Source organism: Variovorax sp. OAS795, assembly GCF_040546685.1.
Classification (GTDB): Bacteria; Pseudomonadota; Gammaproteobacteria; order Burkholderiales; family Burkholderiaceae_C; genus Variovorax.
Genome location: NZ_JBEPOH010000001.1, coordinates 1,557,750 through 1,580,904, shown reverse-complemented (window position 1 = coordinate 1,580,904; position 23,155 = coordinate 1,557,750). Strand labels below are relative to the sequence as shown.

The 23,155-nt window shown below is 68.0% G+C and carries 23 protein-coding genes and 1 pseudogene; 14 read left to right on the top strand and 10 right to left on the bottom strand.

Annotation, left to right across the window (positions count from 1 at the left end; all coding sequences use genetic code 11):
* Positions 1 to 32: 32 nt before the first annotated feature.
* Together ABID97_RS07485 and ABID97_RS07480 are read right to left on the bottom strand one after the other, a co-directional pair.
* Positions 33 to 749 carry a phosphodiester glycosidase family protein gene (locus ABID97_RS07485; protein WP_354397892.1) on the bottom strand — a complete coding sequence of 239 codons (717 nt, stop codon included), beginning with the start codon at positions 747 to 749 and terminating at the stop codon, positions 33 to 35.
* 26 nt (positions 750 to 775) lie between these two features.
* Positions 776 to 1,807: an isocitrate/isopropylmalate dehydrogenase family protein gene (locus ABID97_RS07480; protein ID WP_354397891.1), complete on the bottom strand. Its 1,032-nt coding sequence runs from the start codon at positions 1,805 to 1,807 to the stop codon at positions 776 to 778.
* A 267-nt stretch (positions 1,808 to 2,074) separates the two neighbouring features.
* On the opposite strand from ABID97_RS07480, the gene metG reads away from it, so the two are divergent.
* The 4 genes from metG to ABID97_RS07460 all read left to right on the top strand — a co-directional run bounded on the left by metG (position 2,075) and on the right by ABID97_RS07460 (position 7,158).
* Positions 2,075 to 4,168 (top strand): methionine--tRNA ligase, encoded by a 2,094-nt coding sequence (metG, locus tag ABID97_RS07475; protein WP_354397890.1) that lies wholly within the window; start codon positions 2,075 to 2,077, stop codon positions 4,166 to 4,168.
* A gap of 17 nt (positions 4,169 to 4,185) precedes the next feature.
* A complete protein-coding gene (locus ABID97_RS07470) occupies positions 4,186 to 4,383 on the top strand; it encodes a hypothetical protein (RefSeq protein ID WP_354397889.1) in 198 nt (65 codons plus the stop codon).
* A gap of 49 nt (positions 4,384 to 4,432) precedes the next feature.
* Entirely contained in the window at positions 4,433 to 6,109 is a 1,677-nt protein-coding gene (locus ABID97_RS07465; RefSeq protein ID WP_354397888.1) for a SulP family inorganic anion transporter, read from the top strand.
* Between the two features lie 98 nt (positions 6,110 to 6,207).
* Entirely contained in the window at positions 6,208 to 7,158 is a 951-nt protein-coding gene (locus tag ABID97_RS07460; RefSeq protein WP_354397887.1) for an IS481 family transposase, read from the top strand.
* Here ABID97_RS07460 and ABID97_RS07455 read toward each other — a convergent pair.
* Positions 7,155 to 7,659, bottom strand: a pseudogene (locus ABID97_RS07455) (outer membrane protein assembly factor BamE). The gene ABID97_RS07460 and the pseudogene ABID97_RS07455 overlap by 4 nt on opposite strands.
* 39 nt (positions 7,660 to 7,698) lie before the next feature.
* Here ABID97_RS07455 and ABID97_RS07450 point away from each other — a divergent pair.
* The 7 genes from ABID97_RS07450 to ABID97_RS07420 all read left to right on the top strand — a co-directional run bounded on the left by ABID97_RS07450 (position 7,699) and on the right by ABID97_RS07420 (position 13,255).
* A complete protein-coding gene (locus ABID97_RS07450) occupies positions 7,699 to 7,905 on the top strand; it encodes a DUF3460 family protein (protein ID WP_028258806.1) in 207 nt (68 codons plus the stop codon).
* Positions 7,906 to 7,975: 70 nt separating this feature from the next.
* Positions 7,976 to 8,812 carry a segregation and condensation protein A gene (locus tag ABID97_RS07445; protein ID WP_354397886.1) on the top strand — a complete coding sequence of 279 codons (837 nt, stop codon included), beginning with the start codon at positions 7,976 to 7,978 and terminating at the stop codon, positions 8,810 to 8,812.
* 14 nt (positions 8,813 to 8,826) lie between these two features.
* A complete protein-coding gene (gene nadB / locus ABID97_RS07440; RefSeq protein WP_354397885.1) occupies positions 8,827 to 10,407 on the top strand; it encodes an L-aspartate oxidase in 1,581 nt (526 codons plus the stop codon).
* 76 nt (positions 10,408 to 10,483) lie between these two features.
* On the top strand, positions 10,484 to 11,377 hold the full coding sequence (panB, locus tag ABID97_RS07435) for a 3-methyl-2-oxobutanoate hydroxymethyltransferase (RefSeq protein WP_354397884.1): 894 nt from the start codon (positions 10,484 to 10,486) through the stop codon (positions 11,375 to 11,377).
* Positions 11,378 to 11,388: 11 nt separating this feature from the next.
* Positions 11,389 to 12,237, top strand: a complete 849-nt coding sequence (gene panC, locus ABID97_RS07430) for a pantoate--beta-alanine ligase (protein ID WP_354397883.1) — start codon at positions 11,389 to 11,391, stop codon at positions 12,235 to 12,237.
* Positions 12,234 to 12,872, top strand: coding sequence for a 7-carboxy-7-deazaguanine synthase (queE, locus tag ABID97_RS07425; protein ID WP_354397882.1), 639 nt, complete (start codon positions 12,234 to 12,236; stop codon positions 12,870 to 12,872). The genes panC and queE overlap by 4 nt, the downstream gene beginning before the upstream one ends.
* 20 nt (positions 12,873 to 12,892) lie before the next feature.
* Positions 12,893 to 13,255: a 6-pyruvoyl trahydropterin synthase family protein gene (locus tag ABID97_RS07420; RefSeq protein WP_354397881.1), complete on the top strand. Its 363-nt coding sequence runs from the start codon at positions 12,893 to 12,895 to the stop codon at positions 13,253 to 13,255.
* A 125-nt stretch (positions 13,256 to 13,380) separates the two neighbouring features.
* Here the strand turns inward: ABID97_RS07420 and nadA are convergent, their stop codons facing one another.
* The 6 genes from nadA to ABID97_RS07390 all read right to left on the bottom strand — a co-directional run bounded on the left by nadA (position 13,381) and on the right by ABID97_RS07390 (position 17,732).
* Complete coding sequence (gene nadA, locus ABID97_RS07415) at positions 13,381 to 14,499, bottom strand: quinolinate synthase NadA (protein WP_354397880.1); 1,119 nt, start codon at positions 14,497 to 14,499, stop codon at positions 13,381 to 13,383.
* Between the two features lie 6 nt (positions 14,500 to 14,505).
* Complete coding sequence (gene nadC / locus ABID97_RS07410) at positions 14,506 to 15,390, bottom strand: carboxylating nicotinate-nucleotide diphosphorylase (protein ID WP_354397879.1); 885 nt, start codon at positions 15,388 to 15,390, stop codon at positions 14,506 to 14,508.
* Positions 15,391 to 15,411: 21 nt separating this feature from the next.
* A complete protein-coding gene (locus tag ABID97_RS07405; protein WP_354397878.1) occupies positions 15,412 to 16,449 on the bottom strand; it encodes an NAD(P)H-dependent glycerol-3-phosphate dehydrogenase in 1,038 nt (345 codons plus the stop codon).
* A gap of 25 nt (positions 16,450 to 16,474) precedes the next feature.
* Complete coding sequence (secB, locus tag ABID97_RS07400; RefSeq protein ID WP_028258796.1) at positions 16,475 to 16,939, bottom strand: protein-export chaperone SecB; 465 nt, start codon at positions 16,937 to 16,939, stop codon at positions 16,475 to 16,477.
* 128 nt (positions 16,940 to 17,067) lie between these two features.
* On the bottom strand, positions 17,068 to 17,328 hold the full coding sequence (gene grxC, locus ABID97_RS07395; protein ID WP_307575216.1) for a glutaredoxin 3: 261 nt from the start codon (positions 17,326 to 17,328) through the stop codon (positions 17,068 to 17,070).
* Positions 17,329 to 17,348: 20 nt separating this feature from the next.
* Positions 17,349 to 17,732 carry a rhodanese-like domain-containing protein gene (locus tag ABID97_RS07390; RefSeq protein WP_503012806.1) on the bottom strand — a complete coding sequence of 128 codons (384 nt, stop codon included), beginning with the start codon at positions 17,730 to 17,732 and terminating at the stop codon, positions 17,349 to 17,351.
* A gap of 105 nt (positions 17,733 to 17,837) precedes the next feature.
* Here ABID97_RS07390 and gpmA point away from each other — a divergent pair, with 105 nt between their 5' ends.
* The 3 genes from gpmA to ABID97_RS07375 all read left to right on the top strand — a co-directional run bounded on the left by gpmA (position 17,838) and on the right by ABID97_RS07375 (position 20,928).
* The gene (gene gpmA, locus ABID97_RS07385) at positions 17,838 to 18,581 is read left to right on the top strand and encodes a 2,3-diphosphoglycerate-dependent phosphoglycerate mutase (RefSeq protein ID WP_354397877.1); all 744 of its coding nucleotides are present in this window, start codon (positions 17,838 to 17,840) and stop codon (positions 18,579 to 18,581) included.
* 105 nt (positions 18,582 to 18,686) lie between these two features.
* The gene (locus tag ABID97_RS07380; RefSeq protein WP_354401691.1) at positions 18,687 to 20,129 is read left to right on the top strand and encodes a S41 family peptidase; all 1,443 of its coding nucleotides are present in this window, start codon (positions 18,687 to 18,689) and stop codon (positions 20,127 to 20,129) included.
* A gap of 37 nt (positions 20,130 to 20,166) precedes the next feature.
* Positions 20,167 to 20,928 (top strand): HesA/MoeB/ThiF family protein, encoded by a 762-nt coding sequence (locus tag ABID97_RS07375; protein WP_354397876.1) that lies wholly within the window; start codon positions 20,167 to 20,169, stop codon positions 20,926 to 20,928.
* A gap of 19 nt (positions 20,929 to 20,947) precedes the next feature.
* Here ABID97_RS07375 and ABID97_RS07370 read toward each other — a convergent pair whose 3' ends face one another.
* Positions 20,948 to 22,987, bottom strand: coding sequence for an AsmA family protein (locus ABID97_RS07370; RefSeq protein ID WP_354397875.1), 2,040 nt, complete (start codon positions 22,985 to 22,987; stop codon positions 20,948 to 20,950).
* Positions 22,988 to 23,155 lie beyond the last annotated feature (168 nt).

Below are 23,155 nucleotides of genomic sequence, written 5' to 3'. Positions count from 1 at the left end.
TCCTGGATGAAAACGCCGGCGGCAAGGCCGGTTCACGGCACCGCCACGCCGAGTATCGGGCCCAGGTCCCTCACGAAGTCGCTGCGCCGCAGCGCAAGCGAATGCAAGGCCGACACGGTGCCGTCGAGATAGAGCGCATCGCGGCAATGCAGCACGTCGCGAAAGTAGAGCGCGAATTCGTAGAAGTTCACGGGGTCTTCGCTGATCACGAAGACGGCCGTATGGCCCGACACGCCCACGCCGTTGCGGATCTTGCGCGAATCCGAGTCGGGAATGAAGGCGGGGTGCACCACGCCCCGGCGCAGCAGCAGCGGCCCCGATTGCGTGGCCAGCCTCACGCCGCGCGACAGCGCCGGATACTCCGACGACTCCACCACGCGCGGCTGGTTGCCGGACACCAGGAACACGCCGTTGGGCTTGAGGAAGAAGTTGCCCGTTCCCGCCGACAGGTTCAGCGGAGAAACCTCCCGTCCCTCCTGCACCAGCAGGCCCACGGGGGAAAAGTCGGCGTGGTACATGCCGGCATTCACCGCGAACAGGAGCTGCCTGTTGTGCGCGGCGAGCCAGGCTTCCAGCCGGTCGAAGCGCCTGAACTCGACGCCCGCATCGTCGCGCAGGAACAGCGCGAGCCGGTCCTTGCGAAGGTCGATCTTCACCACGGTGTAGCGCGGCTCGGCGCGGGCCGGCACGGCGGCCAGGCTGGCGGCGCCGGCGACGCACAAGGCCAGCAGGAGCAGCAGCTTTCTCATGAGGCCACGAAAAGCCGCGTCCGGCGTCAGCCGTTCTGGATGCGGCTGACCAGTGCCTTCGTGAACGCCGCCGTGCCCGCGGTGCCGCCCAGGTCGCCGGTACGCACCTTGTCGATGTTGAGCGTGTCGTCGATGGCCTTGCGCAGCCGCGCGGCCATGTCGGGCAGCCTGACGTGATCGAGCATCAGCGCCGCCGCCAGCAGCAGCGCGGTGGGGTTGGCGATGCCCTTGCCGGCGATGTCGGGCGCGGAGCCGTGCACGGCTTCGAAAATCGCGGCATCGGCGCCGATGTTCGCGCCCGGCGCCATGCCCAGCCCGCCGACCAGGCCCGCCACCAGGTCGGACAGGATGTCGCCGAACAGGTTGGTCGTCACCAGCATGTCGAACTGCCAGGGGTTGAGCACCAGCTTCATCGCGCAGGCGTCGACGATGATGGTGTCGAGCTCGAACTTGCCCTTGTATTTTTCCTCGTAGAGCCGCAGGCCGGTTTCCAGGAACAGGCCGGTCAGCACCTTCATGATGTTGGCCTTGTGCACGAGCGTGACCTTCTTGCGGCCCGTGGCCACGGCTGTCTCGAATGCGTATTCGAGCAGGCGCAGGCAGCCCTGGCGCGTGTTGATGCCCGTGGCCATGCCGACGGCATGCGGATCGCCATCGATGCGCACATAGTGCTCGTGGCCGATGTACAGGCCCTCGAGGTTCTCGCGCACGACCATCAGGTCGATCTTGTCGAAGCGGCCGCCCGGAATGATGGTGCGCGCGGGGCGCAGGTTGGCGTACAGCTGGAACTCCTCGCGCAGCCGCACGTTCGACGAGCGGTAGCCGCCGCCCGAGGGCGTTTCGAGCGGACCCTTGAGCGCGAGGCGGGTGCGGCGGATGCTGTCCAGCGTGGCTTGGGGCAGCGGATCGCCCGAAGCCGTGACGCCGCCGAGGCCGGCGATCTGCGTGTCCCAGGTGAAGGGCGCCTTCAGCGCGTCGAGCGCGGCCAAGGTGGCGTCGACGATTTCGGGGCCGATGCCATCGCCGGGAATCAGGGTTGCGGGAATGGGGCTGGTCATCGGAAACTCGCTTTCTGTATATCTGTCTTGTATATCTCTTCGCCATATGGGAAGGGGGCGTGGCGAAACGCGCGGGATGGAGCATACGTCGCGCCGGAGACACCCCGCCGGCTTTCGGGTCACCGGGGTCTTCCGGGCCGGGGTCCGGTGCCGGGACAGTGCCGTTCGGCAAGGAGCGGCGCTGCCACCTAAAATGCCCGGTTCCCGAATGCGGCCCGGCCGCGTTCGTTGCCAGCCAGTCCGCCACTCCCGAAAGCGCCCTTCCCGATGTCCGCCCCGCGCAAGCTCTTCGTCACCACCGCCCTGCCGTATGCCAACGGCAAGTTCCATATCGGCCACATGATGGAATACATCCAGGCCGACATCTGGGTGCGGAACCAGCGAATGAATGGCGCCGAGGTCAACTTCGTCTGCGCCGACGACGCGCATGGCGCGGCCATCACCATCGCGGCCGACAAGGCCGGCGTGACGCCGCAGGCCTTCGTGGCCGAGATCGCCGCGGGCCGCAAGCCCTACCTGGACGGCTACTACATCTCGTTCGACAACTGGCACTCGACGGACGCGCCCGAGAACCACCAGCTCGCGCAGGACATCTACCGCGACCTGCGCGCCAACGGCTTCATCAGCACCAAGAGCGTCGAGCAGTTCTACGACCCGGCCAAGGGCATGTTCCTGGCCGACCGCTTCATCAAGGGCGAGTGCCCCAACTGCCACGCCAAGGACCAGTACGGCGACAACTGCGAGGTGTGCGGTGCCGTCTACGCGCCCACCGAGCTGATCAACCCCTACTCGGCGCTCTCGGGCGCCAAGCCCGAGCTGCGAAGTTCGGAGCACTTCTTCTTCAAGCTCTCGGACCCGCGCTGCGAGGCCTACCTGAAGGAATGGACCGCGGCCCAGGGCCATGTGCAGCCCGAAGTGCAGAACAAGATCCGCGAGTGGCTCTACAAGGACGACGAGGGCAAGGGCGGCCTCGGCGACTGGGACATCAGCCGCGACGCGCCCTACTTCGGCATCGAGATTCCCGATGCGCCGGGCAAGTACTTCTATGTGTGGCTGGACGCGCCCGTGGGCTACCTGGCCTCGCTGAAAAACCTGCTCGACAAGCGCTGCATCGAGCTGGGCGGCGACGGCATCTCCTACACCGAGTACATGGCCGACCCGGACCTGGAGCAGGTGCACTTCATCGGCAAGGACATCATCACCTTTCACACGCTCTTCTGGCCCGCGATGCTGCATTTCAGCGGCCGCAAGGCGCCCGATGCGGTGTACGTGCATGGCCACCTGACGGTCAGCGGCGAGAAGATGAGCAAGAGCCGCGGCACCGGCATCGACCCGCTCAGGTACCTCTCGATCGGCCTCGATCCCGAGTGGCTGCGCTACTACATCGCGGCCAAGCTCAACGGCCGCAACGAGGACATCGATTTCAACCCCGAGGACTTCGTCGCGCGCGTCAACAGCGACCTCGTGGGCAAGTACATCAACATCGCGAGCCGCGCGGCGGGCTTCATCGGCAAGCGCTTCGGCGGCCAGCTGGGCGAAGTGTCGGCCGACGGCGACGCGCTGCTGTTCGCGCTGCGCGATGCGGCGCCGCAGCTTCATTCGCTCTACGACGGCCGCGACTACGCCCGCGCGCTGCGCGAGGTGATGGCGCTGGCCGACAAGGTGAACGAGTACGTCGACCAGAACAAGCCCTGGGAGCTGGCCAAGAAAGAGGGCCAGGAGGGTCGCCTGCACGACGTGTGCACGGTGTGCATCGAGGCCTTCCGCCTGCTGACGCTGTACCTGAAGCCGGTGCTGCCGGCGCTCGCCGTCAATGTCGAGGCCTTCTTGAAGATCGCGCCGCTGTCCTGGGCCGATGCGGCGCAGGCGCTGCCCGTGGGCCATGCCATCGGCGACTACAAGCACCTGATGCAGCGCGCCGACGCCAAGGTGGTCGACCAGCTGTTCGACGCACCCGAGCCGGTGCCGGCAGCCGAAGCGGCAAGCGGCGGCGCGCTGCCGGGCGGCGAAGCCATCGCGCCCGCGATCACCATCGACGACTTCGCGAAGATCGACCTGCGCATCGCGAAGATCGTGGCCTGCGAAAAGGTCGAAGGCTCGACCAAGCTGCTGCGGCTGACCCTGGACGCCGGCGAGGGCAAGAACCGCAACGTATTCAGCGGCATTGCCTCGGCCTACCAGCCCGAGCAGCTCGTGGGCAAGCTCACGGTGCTGGTCGCCAACCTGGCGCCGCGCAAGATGAAGTTCGGCATCAGCGAAGGCATGGTGCTGGCCGCCAGCCATGCCGACGAAAAAGCCGCCCCCGGCATCCATGTGCTCGAACCCTGGCCCGGCGCCACGCCCGGCATGCGGGTTCGCTGAGCGAGAGGACCCCTTCCATGCTGAAACGCACCCTGCTCCTGTTGTCCCTGGTTGCCATGCTGGGCGGCTGCGCGGTGGTGACCGTGGCTGGTACCGCCGTGAGCGTGGGCGCCAGCGCGGTGGGCCTGGCGGCGGATGCCGCCATCGGCACCGCGCGCATCACCGGCAAGGCCGTGGGCGCGGCCGCCGACGCGGTGATTCCCGACAGCGACTGACGGCAACACCGGCCGGCCGCGCCGGCGCGGGGTACACAATGGGTGCCCCATGCAGTCACCGCTGAACATCACCCGTTTTCGCCCCCGCCTGCTCGACGCGCTGGCAGGCTACGACCGGACACGCTTCCTCAAGGACCTGGGCGCGGGCGTCACGGTCGGCATCGTGGCGCTGCCGCTGGCCATGGCGTTCGCCATCGCCTCGGGGCTCAAGCCCGAGGCCGGCATCTGGACGGCCATCATCGCGGGCTTCCTGGTCTCGCTCTTGGGCGGCTCGGCGGTGCAGATCGGCGGTCCGGCGGGTGCGTTCATCGTGATCGTCTACGGCATCGTCGAACGCTATGGCCTCGCGAACCTGCTGATCTCGACCGCCTGCGCCGGGGTGCTGCTGTTCGCGGCGGGGCTGTTCGGGCTTGGCCGGCTGGTGCGCTTCGTGCCGCTGTCGATCGTGGTCGGCTTCACCAACGGCATCGCGGTGCTGATCCTGCTGTCGCAGCTCAAGGACCTGCTCGGGCTGACGGTCGAGAAGATGCCGGCCGACGTGTTCTCGCAGCTGCACGCCATGGCGCTGCAGATCGGCACCTTCAACCCGTACGCCTTCGCGCTCGGGCTGGCGTGCGTGCTCGGCCTGATGGCCTGGCCGCTCCTGATGCGCACTGAATCGAAGGTGGGCCATGCGGTGCAGCGCCTGGCGGGCCGCATGGCACGTTCACGCGCGGTGCAGGTGGGCGCGCGCCTGCCGGGGCCCATCGTGGCGCTGGTCACGCTCACGGTGGTCTCGTGGGGCTTCGACCTGCCGGTGGAAACCATCGGCACGCGCTTCGGCGGCATTCCCGAAGGCGGCCCGACCTTCGCGCTGCCCGATTTCTCCTGGGAGACGGTCAAGCAGCTGGTCACGCCCACGCTGACCATCGCGCTGCTGGGCGCCATCGAGTCCCTGCTGTGCGCCCGCGTGGCCGACCAGCTCAGCGGCCAGCCGCGCCACGACCCGAACCAGGAGCTCATGGCGCAGGGCATCGCCAACCTCGTCACGCCCTTTTTCGGCGGCATGCCGGCCACGGGCACCATTGCGCGCACCGTGACCAACATCCGCTCGGGCGGCAGTTCGCCGATTGCGGGCATCGTGCATGCGGTCACGCTGCTGGTGGTGGTGCTGCTGGCCGCACCGCTGGCGCGCCATGTGCCGCTCGCGGTCCTGGCGGGCATCCTGGTGTTCGTGGGCCTGAACATGGGCGAATGGCGCGAGTTCACGCCGGGGCAGCTGCGGCACTTCAGCCGCCACTACCGGCTGCTGATGCTCGGCACCTTCTTTCTCACGGTCGTGTTCGACCTGACGGTGGCGGTGCAGGCGGGCCTCGTGCTCGCATGCGCCCTCTTCATCCGGCGCATGAGCGAGCTTTTCAGCGTCGAGCTGGTCACGATGCAGCCGCCGGTGCTCACCTACCGGCTCTATGGCGCGATGTTCTTCGGGGCCGCGGCCAAGCTGGACGAGGCGGTGAACGCGGCCGAGAACGCCCCGCGCGGCATGACGGTGGTGCTCGACGCCACGCACCTCATCTACCTGGACGCGACCGGCGTCGATGCGCTGCGCCAGCTGCACCGCGCGGTGCTGGCGCGCGACGGGCTGCTGCGCCTGGAATCGCTGCAGCCGCAGCCGCTCGAGGTGATCGTGCGCTCGGGTTTTGCCGACGAGCTGACGAGCGGCCAGCCGCGGCCGGCCGAAGACTAGTTGTGAAGCTTCAATAGGTTGTATCCGGTGTTCATCCGGATTGGGTTTGAGAGACTGGAAGTCGCCAAACACCCAATCCACTCAGGACGCCCAACCGGATGAACACCCATAAGCATGCCCGACTTACCTTTGCCCGCCGAATCGAGATGGTCAAACAGATGACCTTGGAAGGCCTGGATGCCGTGCGAGCCGCAGCCGCACACGGCGTCACTGCGCCAACGGCCAGGAAGTGGCTCGGTCGTTATCTGGCCGGCGGCGAAGCCGCGTTGGCCGATGCGTCCTCCAGGCCCACGCGCTCGCCCAGGGCCATCGATGCGGGCAAGGCCTTGCTCATCGTCGAGCTGCGCAAACGCCGAATGCTGCAGGCTCGCATCGCCCGCAGCGTGGGCGTCTCGGAGTCCACTGTCAGTCGCGTCCTGGCGCGAGCGGGCATGTCCAGGTTGAGCGATCTGGAGCCTGTCGAAGCGGTCGTGCGCTATGAACACGAGGCGCCCGGCGATCTGCTGCACATCGACACCAAGAAGCTTGGGCGCATCGTGCGGCCCAGCCACCGTGTCACAGGAAACCGGCGCGACTCGGTCGATGGAGCAGGCTGGGAGACGCTGTTCGTGGCCATCGACGACCATGCAAGGCTGGCATTCACCGCCATGCACCCGGACGAAAAGCAAGCGCAGGCGGTCCTGTTCCTGCGCAATGCGGTGGCCTATTACGCCCGCCTGGGCATCATCGTCAAGCGGTTGCTCACGGACAACGGCCCAGCGTTTCGCTCGCGCGAGTTCAGGGCAACCTGCACGGAACTGGGCATCAAGCACAGCTTCACGCGACCCTACCGGCCGCAGACCAATGGCAAGGCCGAGAGGTTCATCCAGTCCGCGCTGCGAGAGTGGGCCTACGGCTGGACCTACCAGAACTCGGCCCATCGAACCGATGCCCTGGCAAGCTGGCAGCACCACTACAACTGGCATCGCCCGCACAGCGGTATCGGCGGCGTCGCGCCCATCTCCAGAATCAACTCGTCAAGAAACAACCTCTTGACGCTTCACAACTAGTTGGCCTCCGTGCTCCGGTCGGGCGAGGAGCCGCTTCGCACCACGCGCTGGTCGTCGTTGAGCGTGGCGGTGAACACCATGGGCGAATTCGGCGGCTGCACCCAGCGCCATTCCCATTCGGTTTCCCGCTTGAGAGCGTACGGCGTGACCTTGGCGGGCTTGCCGAGCAGCTTGCGCAGGTCTTCCATCATCATGCCGGGCTGCACCTTGGCGAAGTTCTCGGGCGTCAGCAACCTGGCGCAGCGCGCTCATCTTGCCGTCGGCGCCGATGGTGATCATGTAGTTCTTCTGGCCCTGCGGCTGGCGGTTGTACTCGAGCACGCGGCCGTTCGGCGCGTCCCAGACGTTCTCGGGCTCGCCGAACCTGGCGCGCACGTCGGCCTCGGTCGAGACGCCTTCCTCCAGTTCGCCGATGCGCTGCGGGTCGCATCCCGCGAGCCCGATCACGGCCGCCAATAACGCTGTTGCACAGCCGATCCGCCACTGTTCTCGTTGCTTCATGCCATCCCCGGTAAAATTCGCGCTTCAAAGGTCCAGTCTATGTCCATCTTCCGCCGCCCCCACTACACCTCCGAGATCACCAGCTTCATCGAGGAGATGAAGGAAAAGAAGCCGACGCTGGAAGCCGAACAGCGCGCCGGCCGTGCCCTGCTGTGGGACAAGCACCTCGACCGCAGCCTGCTCGAGGAATACAACGAAGCCCGCGTGCCGCAGCAGCCGTACGTCTACCAGACCCAAAGCAAGTAATGGTGCCCAGCCGGCATCCGTCGTTCGCTCCCGTCGCGGCTGCAGCTATTGAAATGATAGCAAGCACCCGATGAAGGGCAACGAGGACAACGACACGCTCGTGGCGAGCATGCCCGAGGTGGTCGACCAGGTCGCGCTCGCCAGGCTCTATGGCGAGCCGTTGTTCGCGATGCCGAAAGACCTGTACATCCCGCCGGAGGCGCTGCAGGTCTTCCTCGAAGCCTTCGAAGGTCCGCTGGACCTGCTGCTCTACCTCATCAGGAAGCAGAACTTCAACATCCTCGACATCCCGATGGCGGGGCTCACGCGGCAATACCTGAGCTACGTCGACGAGATTCGCCAGACCAACCTCGAACTCGCGGCCGAGTACCTGCTGATGGCCGCGATGCTGATCGAGATCAAGTCGCGCATGCTGCTGCCGCCCAAGAAGGTGGCCGACGGCGAAGAAGCCGAGGACCCGCGCGCGGAGCTGGTGCGCCGCCTGCTCGAATACGAGCAGACCAAGCTGCAGGCCGCCGCCATCAGCGCCATGCCGACCTACGGGCGCGACTTCTGGAAGGGGCAGGTCTACATCGAACAATCGCTCAAGCCCCGCTTTCCCGATGTGAACGTGGTCGAGCTGCGCGACGCGTGGGCCGACATCATGAAGCGCGCCAAGCTCGTGCAGCACCACAAGATCTCGCGCGAGGAACTCAACGTGCGCGAGCACATGAGCATCGTGCTGCGGCACCTGCAGGGCCAGCGCTTCGTGGAGTTCGAAAAACTGTTCGACCCGTCGCGCGGCGCGCCGGTGCTGATCGTCACCTTCATCGCGATGCTCGAGCTCGCGAAAGAGACGCTGATCGACATCACGCAGGCCGAGGCCTTCGCCCCCATCTACGTGCGCTTGGCGTACGCCCCGGCCTGACAGCGGAGGCCGGCGTGCGCGACTTCGACGTCCTCATCGTCGGCAGCGGCCTCGCAGGCCTCTCGGCCGCGCTGCACCTGGCGCCCACGCACCGGGTGGCGGTGCTGACCAAGCGCGCACTGAACGACGGCTCCAGCGCCTGGGCACAGGGCGGCATCGCGGCCGTGCTGGCCGCGGGCGACAGCTTCGACGCGCACGTGGAAGACACCTTGGTGGCCGGCGCGGGCCTCTGCGACCCCGCAGCCACCCGCTTCGTGGTCGAGCATGCGCCGGAGGCGATCGGCTGGCTGCGCGAACTGGGCGTGCCGTTCTCCGAGGAAAACGGCGACCTGCACCTGACCCGCGAAGGCGGCCACAGCCAGCGCCGCATCGTTCACGTGACGGACGCCACCGGTTCGGCCGTGCAGCAGGTGCTGATCGAACGCGTGCGCCGCACGCCGAACATCACGCTGTTCGAGCACCACACGCTGGTCGACCTGATCACCGGCACCAAGCTGGGCCTGGACGATCCGGCCTGCCTGGGCCTCTACGCGCTGGACGACCAGACCGACGAAGTGCTGGCCTTCCGCGCGCCGCACACCATCCTGGCCACGGGCGGCGCGGGGAAGGTGTACCTGTACACCACCAACCCCGACACCGCCACCGGCGACGGCATCGCGGCCGCCTGGCGCGCGGGCTGCCGGGTGGGAAACATGGAGTTCATCCAGTTCCACCCCACGTGCCTGTACCACCCGCATGCCAAGTCCTTCCTCATCAGCGAGGCGGTGCGCGGCGAAGGCGGGCTGCTGAAGCTGCCCGAATCGGCCGGCGGCACCCGCTTCATGCCCACGCACGACGAGCGCGCCGAGCTCGCACCGCGCGACGTGGTGGCGCGGGCCATCGACTTCGAGATGAAGAAGCACGGCCTGGACTGCGTGCATCTGGACATCTCGCACCAGAGCCCCGCCTTCCTGAAAGAGCACTTCCCCAACATCCTCGCGCGCTGCGCGGAGCTGGGCATCGACATCACGCGCGAGCCGATTCCCGTGGTGCCGGCCGCGCACTACACCTGCGGCGGCGTGCTGAGCGACCTGGCCGGCCGCACCGACGTGCCCGGCCTCTATGCGATCGGCGAGACCGCCTGCACCGGGCTGCATGGCGCCAACCGGCTCGCGAGCAATTCGCTCGTCGAGTGCATGGTGTTCGCGCGCGCCGCGGCCGGGGCGATTGCCGCGGCGCCCATGCGTAGCGGCGCCGAGCTGCCGCCCTGGGACGACAGCCGCGTGACCGATGCCGACGAGGCCGTGGTCATCTCGCACAACTGGGACGAACTGCGCCGCTTCATGTGGGATTACGTGGGCATCGTGCGCACCAACAAGCGGCTGGAGCGCGCAAGCCATCGCATCGAACTGCTGCAGGCCGAGATCCGCGAGTTCTACGCAAACTTCCACGTCACGCGCGACCTGCTCGAACTGCGCAATCTGGTGCAGGTGGCCGAGCTGATCGTCCGCTCGGCGCAGGCACGGCACGAAAGCCGCGGCCTGCATTTCAGCCGCGACTACCCTTCGCTCGCCGAAGCCACCGCGCCCACGGTGCTGGTGCCGCCCGGCGGCTGACGACCCACCCGCTTTTTTCTGTCTTTCTTCAATCAAGGATGCCCGGCCACCGACGCCCGCAGGGAGAAACCCAACCATGCCCCACACCACCCCCACCGCTGAAACACCCGCGGCCTCGCCCTACGGCACGCTGCCGCCGGCCTCCCCGCTCGCCTCGCGCAAGCCCGTGAGCCTGCCGCGCCTGGCCGACATGCATGCGCGCGGCGAGAAGATCGCGATGCTCACCGCCTACGACGCCACCTTCGCGGCCATGGCCGACGCCGCGGGCATCGATTGCCTGCTGGTGGGCGATTCGCTCGGCATGGTCTGCCAGGGCCTCGCCAGCACGGTGGGCGTGAGCCTGGACACCATGCGCTACCACACCGACAGCGTCTCGCGCGGCCTGCACCGCGTGCAGGGCACGGCCTGGCTGATTGCCGACCTGCCTTTCGGCAGCTACCAGGAATCGCGCGAGCAGGCATTGCGCAGCGCCACGGTGCTGATGCAGGCCGGCGCGCACATGGTCAAGCTCGAAGGCGGCGGCTGGACCACCGAGACGGTGCGCTTCCTCGTCGAGCGCGGCATTCCGGTCTGCGCGCACCTCGGCCTGACGCCGCAGACCGTGCATGCGCTCGGCGGCTACCGCGTGCAGGGCAAGGGCGATGCCGCGGGGGCGTTGCTGAAGCAGCAGGCGCACGCCTTGCAGGACGCCGGTGCCGCGATGCTGGTGCTCGAGATGGTGCCGGCCGCGCTGGCCGCCGAACTCACCGCCGAGCTGACCCGCTGCGCCACCATCGGCATCGGCGCGGGCAAGTCCACCGCCGGCCAGGTGCTGGTGCTGCACGACATGCTGGGCATCAACCTCGGAAAGATGCCGAAGTTCGTGCGCAACTTCATGGCCGACGCGCCGGGCGTGCTGCCCGCCCTCCAGGCCTATGTGCGCGCCGTCAAGGACGGCAGCTTTCCCGACGACCAACGCCACGCCTGGTAAGGAACAGAGACATGTACATCGCACACACCATCGCCGAGCTGCGCGACCACCTGGCCGCTTTCAAGCGCCCTGCCTTCGTTCCCACCATGGGAAACCTGCACGACGGCCACCTCGCGCTGGTCGGGCAGGCCAGGCCGCTGGGCGACGTGACCGTGGCGAGCATCTTCGTCAACCGCCTGCAGTTCCTGCCGCACGAGGATTTCGACACCTATCCGCGCACCTGGGACAGCGACTGCGAGAAGCTGCGCGCGGCCGGCTGCGACGTGCTGTTCGCGCCCGACGAGAAGGCCCTCTACCCCGAGCCGCAAACCTGCAAGGTGCATCCCGACCCGGCGCTGGCCGACATTCTCGAAGGTCATTTCCGTCCCGGCTTCTTCATCGGCGTGTGCACGGTCGTGATGAAGCTCTTCCAGTGCGTGCAGCCGCGCGTGGCCGTGTTCGGCAAGAAGGACTACCAGCAGCTCATGATGATCCGCCACATGGTGCGGCAGTTCGCGCTGCCCATCGACATCGTCGGCAGCGAAACCTTCCGCGCGGACGACGGGCTCGCGCTCTCGTCGCGCAACGGCTACCTGAGCCAGACCGAGCGCGCCGAGGCCGTGCAGCTGTCGAAGGCGCTGAAGGCCATGGCCGCTGCCATACAAGCCGGCGAACGGGACCTGGCGGCCATCGAAGCGCGCGCGATGCAGACGCTGACAGAGCGTGGCTGGCAGCCGGACTACCTGGTGCTGCGTCGGCGCACCAACCTTCAGGCGCCCTCCTTCGGCCTGCATGGCGAGCCGCTCGTCGCGCTGGCCGCGGCGCGGCTGGGTAACACGCGCCTCATCGACAACCTCGAGATCGAGGCCCCGGCGCCATGACCTACAGCGTCAAGGAGATCTTCTACACGCTGCAGGGCGAAGGCGGCCAGGCGGGCATGCCGGCGGTGTTCTGCCGCTTTGCGGGCTGCAACCTCTGGACCGGCCGCGAGGAAGACCGCGCCACCGCCGTCTGCCGTTTCTGCGACACCGATTTCGTCGGCACCGACGGCACGCTCGGCGGCAAGTTCAAGGATGCCGGCCAGCTCGCCGACACCATTGCCGCGCAATGGCCGGCGGACGACGCCGAGCATCGGCTGGTGGTGCTCACCGGCGGCGAGCCGCTGCTGCAGGTGGATGCCGCGCTGGTCGACGCGCTGCATGCGCGGCGCTTTCGCATTGCCGTCGAAAGCAACGGCACCGTGGCGGCGCCCGAAGGCATCGACTGGCTCTGCATCAGCCCCAAGGCCGGCGCACCGTGGGTGCAGCAGCGCGGACAGGAGCTGAAGCTGGTCTGGCCGCAGCCCGTTTTCGACCTTTCCGCGATGGCCCGCACCGGCGAGTTCACCCACCGCTTCCTGCAGCCGATGGACGGCCCCGACCGGGTGGCCAACACCGCGCTGTGCATTGCCGAGTGCATGCGCGACCCGACCTGGCGGCTCAGCGTCCAGACCCACAAGATCACCGGCATCCGCTGAGTGCGAAGAGATTTTCCAGGATGAGATTCACCGTCAGCCAACGCTTTTTCTTCGATGCCGCGCACACGCTGAAGCGCGACATCGAAGTCGAAGGCAGCCGCCGCATCCACGGCCACACCTACCACGCCGAAGTCTGGCTTGCGGGCGAGCGCGATCCGGTCACGGGCATGGTGATCGACCTGGGGCTGCTGCGCCGCCGGCTGGACGAAGTGCGCGAGCGGCTGGACCATCACCTGCTCGATGATGTGGAGGGGCTGCATCCGCCGACGCTGGAGAACCTGTGTGTGTTCATTGCGGATGCGCTGCCGGAACTGCGGGCGGCGTTGGCGCGGGTGCGGGTGTGGCGCGAGGCGCTGGGGGACTCCTGCACGCTGGAGTTCTAGGGTTTTGCTCCCTCTCCCTCGGGGAGAGGGTTGGGGTGGGGGCAAGCGGCCTCCGCTTCACCGCCGGCCTCATCCAGCGCCGCGAGCCCCCATCCCAGCCTTCCCCCGGAGGGGGAAGGAGCAATTCAGGCAGCGCCGATGCCGGCGATCAAACTGCCTGCCGGTTGCCCATTCTTCAACCCCGCCGTGAACGCCAGCATCCGGTCGATCGGCACCCGCGCCCGCAGCCCCAGCGCCGGGTCGACGTGGATCTCGCCCGCACCGGTCTCCAGCGCATTCGCCAGCTCCACCAGCCCGTTCATCGCCATCCAGGGACAGTGCGCGCAGCTCTTGCAGGTGCCGCCATTGCCGGCGGTGGGCGCTTCGATGAAGGTCTTGCCGGGATTCAGCGTGCGCAGCTTGTGCAGCATGCCGGTGTCGGTGGCGACGATGAATTCGTTCGCGTCCATGCGGCGTGCCGCATTCAGGATTGCGGAGGTCGAGCCCACGGCGTCGGCCAGCGCGATCACGTCGGCCGGAGATTCGGGGTGCACCAGCACCTTCGCCGAGGGATGCGCCTTCATGAGCAGGTCGAGCTCCAGCGCCTTGAACTCGTCGTGCACGATGCAGGCGCCGTTCCAGCTCACCATGTCGGCGCCGGTCTGGCGCTGGATGTAGTCGCCCAGGTGGCGGTCGGGGCCCCAAAGGATCTTGCGGCCCTGTGCATGCAGCGCGCCCACCACGTCGAGCGCGCAGCTCGAGGTGACGAGCCAGTCGGCGCGCGCCTTCACGGCGGCGCTGGTGTTGGCGTAGACCACCACGGTGCGGTCGGGATGCCGGTCGCAGAACGCGCTGAATTGATCCACCGGGCAGCCGAGGTCGAGCGAGCAGTTGGCGTCCAGGTCGGGCATCAGCACGCGCTTCTCGGGCGAGAGGATCTTGGCGGTTTCGCCCATGAAGCGCACGCCCGACACCACCAGCGTGGTGGCGGCATGGTCGCGGCCGAAGCGCGCCATCTCGAGCGAATCGCTCACGATGCCGCCTGTTTCCTCGGCCAGGTCCTGCAGGTCGGGGTGCACGTAGAAGTGCGACACCATGACGGCATTGCGTTCGCGCAGCAGGCGGCGAATGCGCGCCTTCAGCGCGATGCGTTCGTCGGCAGATGGCTCGGGCGGCACGCGCGCCCAGGCATGGCGGGTGTCGCAGGCGCTGCCCTGCGATGCGGGCTGCTCGTAGTCGACGTCGATGATGGAGGCGGTCGCCATGGCGGGTCAGCCCTGCCGGGGTTGGAAGCGCATCGAGTAGTCGACGGCCTTGACGTCCTTGGTCAGCGCGCCGACCGAGATGCGGTCGACCCCGGTTTCGGCCAGGGTGCGCAGGCCTTCGAGCGTCACGCCCCCCGAAATCTCGAGCACGGCCTTGCGCCCTTCGCCGGCCTCGTCGTTGATGCGGACGGCTTCGCGCAGGGTCGGCAGGTCCATGTTGTCGAGCAGCACCATTTGGGCGCCGGCTTCCAGCGCTTCGCGCAGCTGCGAGAGGGTCTCCACCTCGACTTCGATGAAGGCCGCGCGCCCGGCCACCGGCGCCACCGCGCGCAGTGCAGCGGCCACGCCGCCCGCCGCGGCAATGTGGTTTTCCTTGATCAGCACCGCGTCGTACAGACCGATGCGGTGGTTCAGACCGCCGCCGGTGCGCACCGCGTATTTTTGCGCCAGGCGCAGGCCCGGCAAGGTCTTGCGCGTGTCGACGATGCGGGCGCGCGTGCCGCGAACGGCATCGGCGTACAGCGCCGTCTTGGTGGCGACCGCACTGAGCAGCTGAAGGAAATTGAGCGCGGTGCGCTCGGCGGTCAGCAGCGCGCGGGCCTTGCCCTCGATCTCCAGCACGGTCTGATCGGCCGCGCAGCGCTCGCCTTCGCCGCAGAGCCAGCGGATGCGGGCCTCCGGATCGAGCTGCCGCACAGTGGCTTCGACCCAGGGCGCACCGCAGACCACGGCCACTTCGCGCGCCAGCACGCGGGCAACGGCCTGGCGGCTGGGGTCGACCAGCGCGGCGGTCAGGTCGCCGTCGGCAACGTCCTCCTCGAGGGCACGGGCGGCATCGGACTCGGCCAGCGCGGCCACGGCCGGGGCCGAGAAATCAAAGCGAAGGCTCATGGCGGTCTTGTCTCTTCTGTCTCAGGGGGTTTGATCGTGCGGGTCCGACGGGCTCCGGAGCGATTCGGGCACCGGATCGCGGCCGGTGAGCGACGCGACGGCCTCGTGCGGGCTCAGCTTGCCGTCGAGGAGCGCGACCACGCCTTCGGCAATGGGCATTTCGACGCCCAGTCCCCGCGCGCGCTGCACCACGGTGCGTGCGCAATAGACGCCTTCGGCCACGTGGCCCAGCGAAGCGACCGCCTCTGCCAGGGTACGGCCCTGTGCCAGCAGCAGGCCGACCTTGCGGTTGCGGGACAGGTCGCCGGTCGAGGTCAGCACCAGGTCGCCCAGGCCCGACAGGCCCATGAAAGTCTCGGCACGCGCGCCGAGCGCGAGCCCGAAGCGCGTCATTTCGGCCAGGCCGCGCGTGATGAGTGCGGCGCGCGCGTTGAGCCCGAGCGCCAGGCCGTCGCACAGCCCGGTGGCGATGGCCAGCACGTTCTTGACCGCGCCGCCGACCTCGACGCCGACGATGTCGTCATTGGCATAGACGCGCAGGGCCGGCCCGTGGAAGGCGTCGACCAGGGCGTCGCGCACTGCGGGGTGCGGGCTCGCGGCCACCAGCGCGGTGGGCCGGCCCTCGGCGACTTCCTGCGCGAAGCTCGGCCCGCTGAGCACGCCCGCTCTTAATTCAGGAGCAACCTGCGCCCAGATCTCGTGCGCCAGCAAGCCGAAGGCGTTCGGGGATTGGCCACGCGCGGGTTCCACGCCCTTGCAGAGCCAGGCCACCGGCGCGGTCGTGCCGCGCAGGTCCGTGAGCTGCTGGCGCAGGGCGGCCATGGGCGTGGCCACGATGACGAGTTCGGCGCCGGCCTGTGCCTGGCGCAGGTCGCCGGCCCGCACCGCGAGCGCGGCCGGCAACGCGAGGCCGGGCAGGTAGCGGATGTTTTCGCGCGCCTTGGAGATCGCGTCGGCCTGGGACGCATCGCGCGCCCAGAGCGTGACCTCGTGGCGGCCCGCCGCGTTGGCGGCCAGCGCCGTGCCCCAGGCACCGGCGCCATGAACGCAGATCTTCATCGGCGCTGGCGGCGTTGCGCCGGGTTTACTGAGCGAGGGTCGGCGAGGGCTGGCCGGCGGCCTGCGCCTGCTGCTGCTCGTACATGGCCTGGAAGTTGATTTCCGCCAGGTGTACGGGCGGGAAGCCGCCGCGCTGGATGACGTCGGCCACGTTGCCGCGCAGGTAGGGGTAGACGATCTGCGGGCAGGCGATGCCGAGGATCGGGCCCATCTGGTCTTCGGGCAGGTTGCGGATCTCGAAGATGCCGGCTTGCTTGGCCTCGACCAGGAACACGGTCTTGTCCTGGATCTTGGTCTGCACGGTGGCCGACACGGTGATCTCGAAGATGCCTTCGGCGACCGGCTGGGCGTCCACGCCGAGCTGGATGTCCACCGTGGGCTGTTCCTGCTCGAGCAGGATGCCCGGCGAATTGGGCTGCTCGAGCGACAGGTCCTTGAGGTAGACGCGCTGGATCTGGAAAACGGGATCTTGGGCTTGCTGGTCGGCCATGGCTGAACTTTCAGGGATCAAAACAATGCCCGCCGGGGAGAGGTTCCCGCAGCGGGCTGCAGATGAATGAGCAGGCGATTATCGCCCGGCGTCCGGACCGGCCTGGTGACGCCTGGCTGCTTTGTGTATCAGGCGCCTTGCAGCAGCGGCACAAGGCCGCCGCGGCTGTCCAGCGCCATCAGGTCGTCGCAGCCGCCCACGTGGGTGTCGCCGATGAAGATCTGCGGGACCGTGCGGCGCCGGGTGATCTCCATCATGGTGTTGCGGGCTGCCGGGTCGCTGTCGATGCGAATTTCTTCGATCTCCTCGACGCCCTTGGACTTGAGGATCTGCTTGGCACGAATGCAGTAGGGGCAGACGGCGGTGGTGTACATCTTGACGGCTTGCATGGGATGTATCTCAGGGAGATTCAGGCTTTTTCAACGGGCAGGTTAGCGTCTTTCCAGGCCTTCAGGCCGCCGGCCACGGCTTGGGCCTGCTCGTAGCCGAGTTTCTTGGCCATGGCCACGGCGCGCTGCGCGCGGGCGCCCGTGGCGCATACCAGGAGCAGCGGCACGTTCTTGTTCTTGACCGCCCCGGCGAGCTTTTCTTCCAGCTGGTTCAGGGGCACGTTCTTGGCGCCGATCATGTGGCCGGTGGCGAACTCCTCGGGCTCGCGCACGTCGACCAGCACCGCGCGCTCGCGGTTGATGAGGTGGACCGCCCCCTGGGCCGTGAGCGTGCCGCCGCCGGCGCCGCGCAGCAGCGGCCAGGCCAGCATGCCACCCGAGCTGAGCGCCATCAGGATCAACATCCAGTTGGCGGTGACGAATTCGATCAATTTCACGGAGTTTCCTTGGATGGCAAACCCGGGATTTTAGAATGCTGGTTTTCCCAAGCGCTGCCAAAGGCTTCCCACATGCACAAACTGGTACTGATCCGCCATGGCGAATCGACCTGGAATCTCGAGAACCGGTTCACCGGATGGACCGACGTCGACCTGACCGAAACCGGCATCGAGCAGGCCAAGCAGGCCGGCCGGCTGCTCAAGGCCGAGGGCTACGACTTCGACATCGCCTACACCAGCGTGCTCAAGCGCGCCACCCGCACGCTCTGGCACACGCTGGACGAGCTCGATCGCACCTGGCTGCCGGTGGTGCACTCGTGGCGCCTGAACGAGCGCCACTACGGCGGGCTGCAGGGGCTGAACAAGGCCGAAACCGCCAAGAAATACGGTGACGAGCAGGTGCTGGTCTGGCGCCGCAGCTACAGCACCCCGCCGCCGCCGCTGGACGCCGACGACCCGCGCAGCGAGCGCAGCGACGTGCGCTACGCCAAGCTGTCGCCCGAGCAGATCCCGCTGACCGAGTGCCTGAAGGACACGGTGGCGCGCGTGCTGCCGTTCTGGAACGAATCGATGGCGCCCGCCATCCGCGCCGGGCGCCGCCTGGTGGTGGCGGCGCACGGCAATTCGATCCGTGCGCTGGTCAAATACCTGGACGGCATTTCGGACGACGCGATCGTCGGCCTGAACATCCCGAACGGCATTCCGCTGGTCTACGAGCTCGACGACGAGCTCAAGCCCCTGCGCCACTACTACCTCGGCGACGCCGCCGCCGCCGAAAAGGCCGCCGCGGCGGTGGCTTCGCAGGGCAAGGGCTGAAGAAAAGAAAACCCTTGGCGGCGCTCCCCCCGTGGAACCCCGGCAGGCAATCTGCTTCCAAGCTGTGTATATTGGCTCGACAGCCGACAAGGACAATCACTCATGATGGGCCAGAAATTGAAGATTACCGGCTGGGTCGCCGCTGGCGCCGTTGCCGGCGTCCTGACCACCGTCTCGTTGCAGACGGTCGCGCGGGGCTCGCTCGCGCCGCTCCCCCTCGAGGAATTGCAGCAGCTCGCTGCCGTCTTCGGCATGGTCAAGAGCGACTATGTCGAGCCGGTCGATGAGAAGAAGCTCATTTCCGACGCCATCTCCGGAATGGTGGCGGGGCTCGATCCGCATTCCCAGTACTTCGACAAGAAGTCCTTCAAGGAATTCAGGGAAGGCACCACCGGCCGCTTCGTCGGCGTGGGCATCGAGATCTCGCAGGAAGACGGCCTCATCAAGGTGGTGTCCCCCATCGAAGGCTCCCCGGCCTTTCGCGCGGGCCTGAAGCCGAACGACCTGATCACCAAGATCGACGACACGGCCGTGCGCGGCCTGTCGCTCAACGAAGCCGTCAAGCGCATGCGCGGCGAGGCCAACACCAAGGTGCTGCTGACCATCTTCCGCAAGGACGAGAGCCGCACCTTCCCGGTCACCATCACGCGCGAAGAAATCCGCACGCAGTCGGTGCGCGGCAAGGTGGTGGAGCCGGGCTACGGCTGGATCCGCCTGTCGCAGTTCCAGGAACGCACGGTCGACGACTTCGTGAAGAAAGTCGAGGACATCTACAAGGAAGAGCCCAACCTCAAGGGCCTGGTGCTCGACCTGCGCAACGACCCGGGCGGCCTGCTCGATGCGGCCGTGGCCATCTCGGCCGCATTCCTGCCCGAGAACGTCACCGTCGTGTCCACCGATGGCCAGCTGGCCGAGAGCAAGTCGGTCTACAAGGCCGCGCCCGAGTTCTACCAGCGCCGTTCGGGCAGCGACCCGCTGCGCAACCTGCCCGCGGCGCTCAAGACCGTGCCGCTGGTGGTGCTGGTGAACGAAGGCTCGGCCTCGGCCAGCGAAATCGTGGCCGGTGCACTGCAGGACCACAAGCGCGCGACCGTCATGGGCAGCCAGACCTTCGGCAAGGGCTCGGTGCAGACGGTGCGCCCGCTCGGACCGGACACCGGCCTCAAGATCACCACCGCGCGCTACTACACGCCGAGCGGCACCTCGATCCAGGCCAAGGGCATCGTGCCCAACGTGCTGGTCGACGAAAGCGCCGAGGGCAGCCCCTTCGCCGCCCTTCGCATGCGCGAGGCCGACCTCGAGAAGCACCTGGCCAGCGGCCAGGGCCCCGAGACGAAGGACCCGGAACGCGAAAAGGCCCGCGACGAAGCCCGCAAGCGCCTCGAGGAAGAAGCCAAGAAGCCGCCGCAGGACCGCAAGGTGCCCGAGTTCGGCACCGACAAGGACTTTCCGCTGGTGCAGGCGCTCAACCGCCTCAAGGGCCAGCCGGTGCTCGTGAGCAAGACGCAGGTCATCGTCGACAACAAGGAAGAGAAGAAGGAAAACTGAGCGCGCACCTGCCAACGCAGGGCGGGCCCAGGCGCGCATGGACGACCACGACCTGCTGCGCTATTCGCGGCATATCCTGCTCGAGGAATTCGGCATCGACGGGCAAACGCGCGTCAGTGCCGGGCGCGCGCTGGTCATCGGGGCGGGGGGGCTGGGTTCGCCCGTGGCGCTGTACCTCGCAGCCGCCGGCGTCGGGCATGTCACGCTGGTGGACGACGACGAGGTCGACCTCACCAATCTCCAGCGCCAGGTCGCCCACACCCACGCACGCGTCGGCCGCCTGAAGGTCGAATCGGCCGCAGAGGCCATGCGCGGCATCAACCCCGGCATCTCGATCGAGACGCACGCCCAGAGGGCCGACGAGCAACTGCTGTCGCGCCTGGTCGCGGCGGTGGACGTGGTGGTCGACTGCTGCGACAACTTCGCCACGCGGCACGCCGTCAACCGCGCCTGCGTGGCGCACGGCAAGCCGCTGGTGGCGGGCGCAGCCATCCGCTTCGACGGGCAGCTGAGCGTGTACGACACGCGCGACCCCGCCTCCCCCTGCTATGCCTGCATCTTCCCGCCCGACGCGGCATTCGAGGAAACACTGTGCGCCGTGCTCGGCGTGTTCGGCCCGGTGGTCGGCACCATCGGCACCCTGCAGGCCAGCGAGGCGTTGAAGCTGCTGGCCGGCATCGGTCCGTCGCTGGCGGGCAAGCTCCTGATGTTCGACGGGCGCCGCACCGCGTTCGACACGCTGAAGATCGCGCGCGATCCGCATTGCGCCGTGTGCGCAGAGCGCACGACGGGCGCCTGAGCGCAAGCACGCCGCGGCATCAGCGCTGCGGCTGCTGCTGCTTCGCTCCCTTCGCCTTGGACGCACCGGTGGCGGCCGGACCGGCCGTGGGCTTGTTGGCCTGTGACAGCACGGCCTTGCAATCCGCGTCCTCGCCCGGCCCGGTCTCGACCGTCGCGGCCAGGGCCAGCAGCGGATTGAGCGCCCCCAGCACCAGGGCGGCGATGCCGCGCTCGGCCAGGGGCATCGCCTGCACCCCGCCCGTCGGCGCCCCGAAGGTGCCGCCGATGACCAGCGGCGCACGCAGCGACAGGAAGCTCCTGTCCTTGGGCTCGGGGCGCACCACGAAATCGAGCTTCTCGGTCGCGAGGTTCGCCTGGCCGCTGGCATAGAAGACCGTGTCCTCGGTGTCCAGCACCATGCTGCGGCTGGTCATGACGCCCTTGTTGACGTCGAAGGCCACGGCGGCGCAGCGCAGCTCGACGTTCTGGTCGCCGCGCAGCAGGAACTTGATGATCTCGGCGCCGTCCAGCCCCATGAATTCGAGCAGCAGGTTGCTGAACCGCCCTCGCCCCGTCAGCGCCGCCACGTCGCCGGAGGCCCCGCCCAGCCAGCCGGCCACCGACGTGCCGCGGCCCGAGAGATTGATCCGGCCGTCCAGCCTGCTGAAGCTGCTTCGCATGGTCTCGATCTTCGGGACCAGCCGGTTGAGCTGCACGTTGCGCAGGTCGAGCGAGGCGCGGATGTCGGCCGGGTTCTGCGTGGCGTCGATGCGGATGGCGCCGGCCAGCTTGCCGCCGCCCACACCCAGGTCGAGCGGCTCGAGCAACAGCACGCTGTTGTTCAGTTTCACCTGCACGCTGCCGCGGTCGAGCGGCACGTCGCGCACGTTCTTGATCCGGTCGGCGGTGTACTTCACGTCGGCGTTCATGGCCCGCAGCCGGTCGAAGTCGAGCGTGGCCGTCGGCAGCACCCTGGCGTCCCGCGCGCGCTTGGTTTGCTTGATGGTGGGGGGCGGCGCCACGCCCTCCACCGCCTTGGCCGACCGTTCGGTGGGCGGCAGGCCGATGAGCGGGCCGAGGTCGTCCATGTCCATCACCCGCGACCGCAGTTCGCCCCCGAGGTGGGGCACCTTGCCGGCCTGGTCGAAGCGCATGTCGCCCGCGATGTCGGAGAGGCCGAGCCTGCCCTTGAGCCCCGCCACCTCCCATTGCTTGCCGCGCTTGCGCAAGTCGCCGCTCAGTGCATAGGGCGAGGTCTCCGGCAGCGCGATGCCCAGCAACGGGAACAAGGCGCCGAGGGTCTGGCCCTTGAGGTCGAACTTTGCGTCGATGCCTTCGAGTTCGGCGAAGTCGGTCACCGTGCCCGATGCCTTGAGGCGCGTCTGCCCCGCCGCGCCGTCGATCTCCAGCGGAAACGGCGCAGCGCCGGCCGACTTGAGTTGCAGCACGTTGCCCGTCCGGCCTTCGGCGGTGAGTGGCTGGCCCTTGTAACGGCCCTTGATGCGATAGCTCAGGGGCATCTCGCCGCGGCTGGTGTCGTAGCTCACGTCCGCATGCATGTCGACCCCGAGGTGCCCGGCCAGGAAATCGACCGCACCGCTGTCGATTTCCATCACGCCGATGACGGGAACCGTGCCGGGATCGGAGGTGTCCTTGCCCAGCGCCCAGGTACGCCGCCCGTCGGCCTCCATCTGGAGCCCCAGCGTGGGCGAGACGAGCGCCAGCCGCGGAATCACCACCTTCTGCCGGAGGAGCGGCCAGAGGCGGATGTCGAACTCCGCGTGCTCGGCCTTGACCAGGTACGGGTCGCGCGCCCAGGGCGGATTGGCAAACTCGATGCCGTCGGCCTTGACGGTCGCGCCGCGCAGCCCGATGCCGACGTCGAGGCGGCGCGTGATCTCGAACTTGCGCCCGGTCTTCTCGCTGACGTAGCGGTTCAGCGGCTCGCGCAGCCTGTCCCACGGAAAGAGCGCCAGCACCACCGCCAGGACCACGAGCAACAGCACGAAAGCCGCCAGCAACTTGAGCCAGAGCGGTCCGCCGCGAAGCCGGTTGCGAAGGAGGACGTTGGTTGCCATCCTGTCTGGATAAACCTCCCCGGCTTGTTCGCAGGTCGGCAGCGAACCGCAAAAACCGTGAGGCAATGCCTACGGAACGCGCGGCAACCGATGCGTCGTCGGAACCCGCCTACAACACGCATCCTCCGAACCCTGCATGATGCTTGCCGGCGGCGCATCAATCTTCGA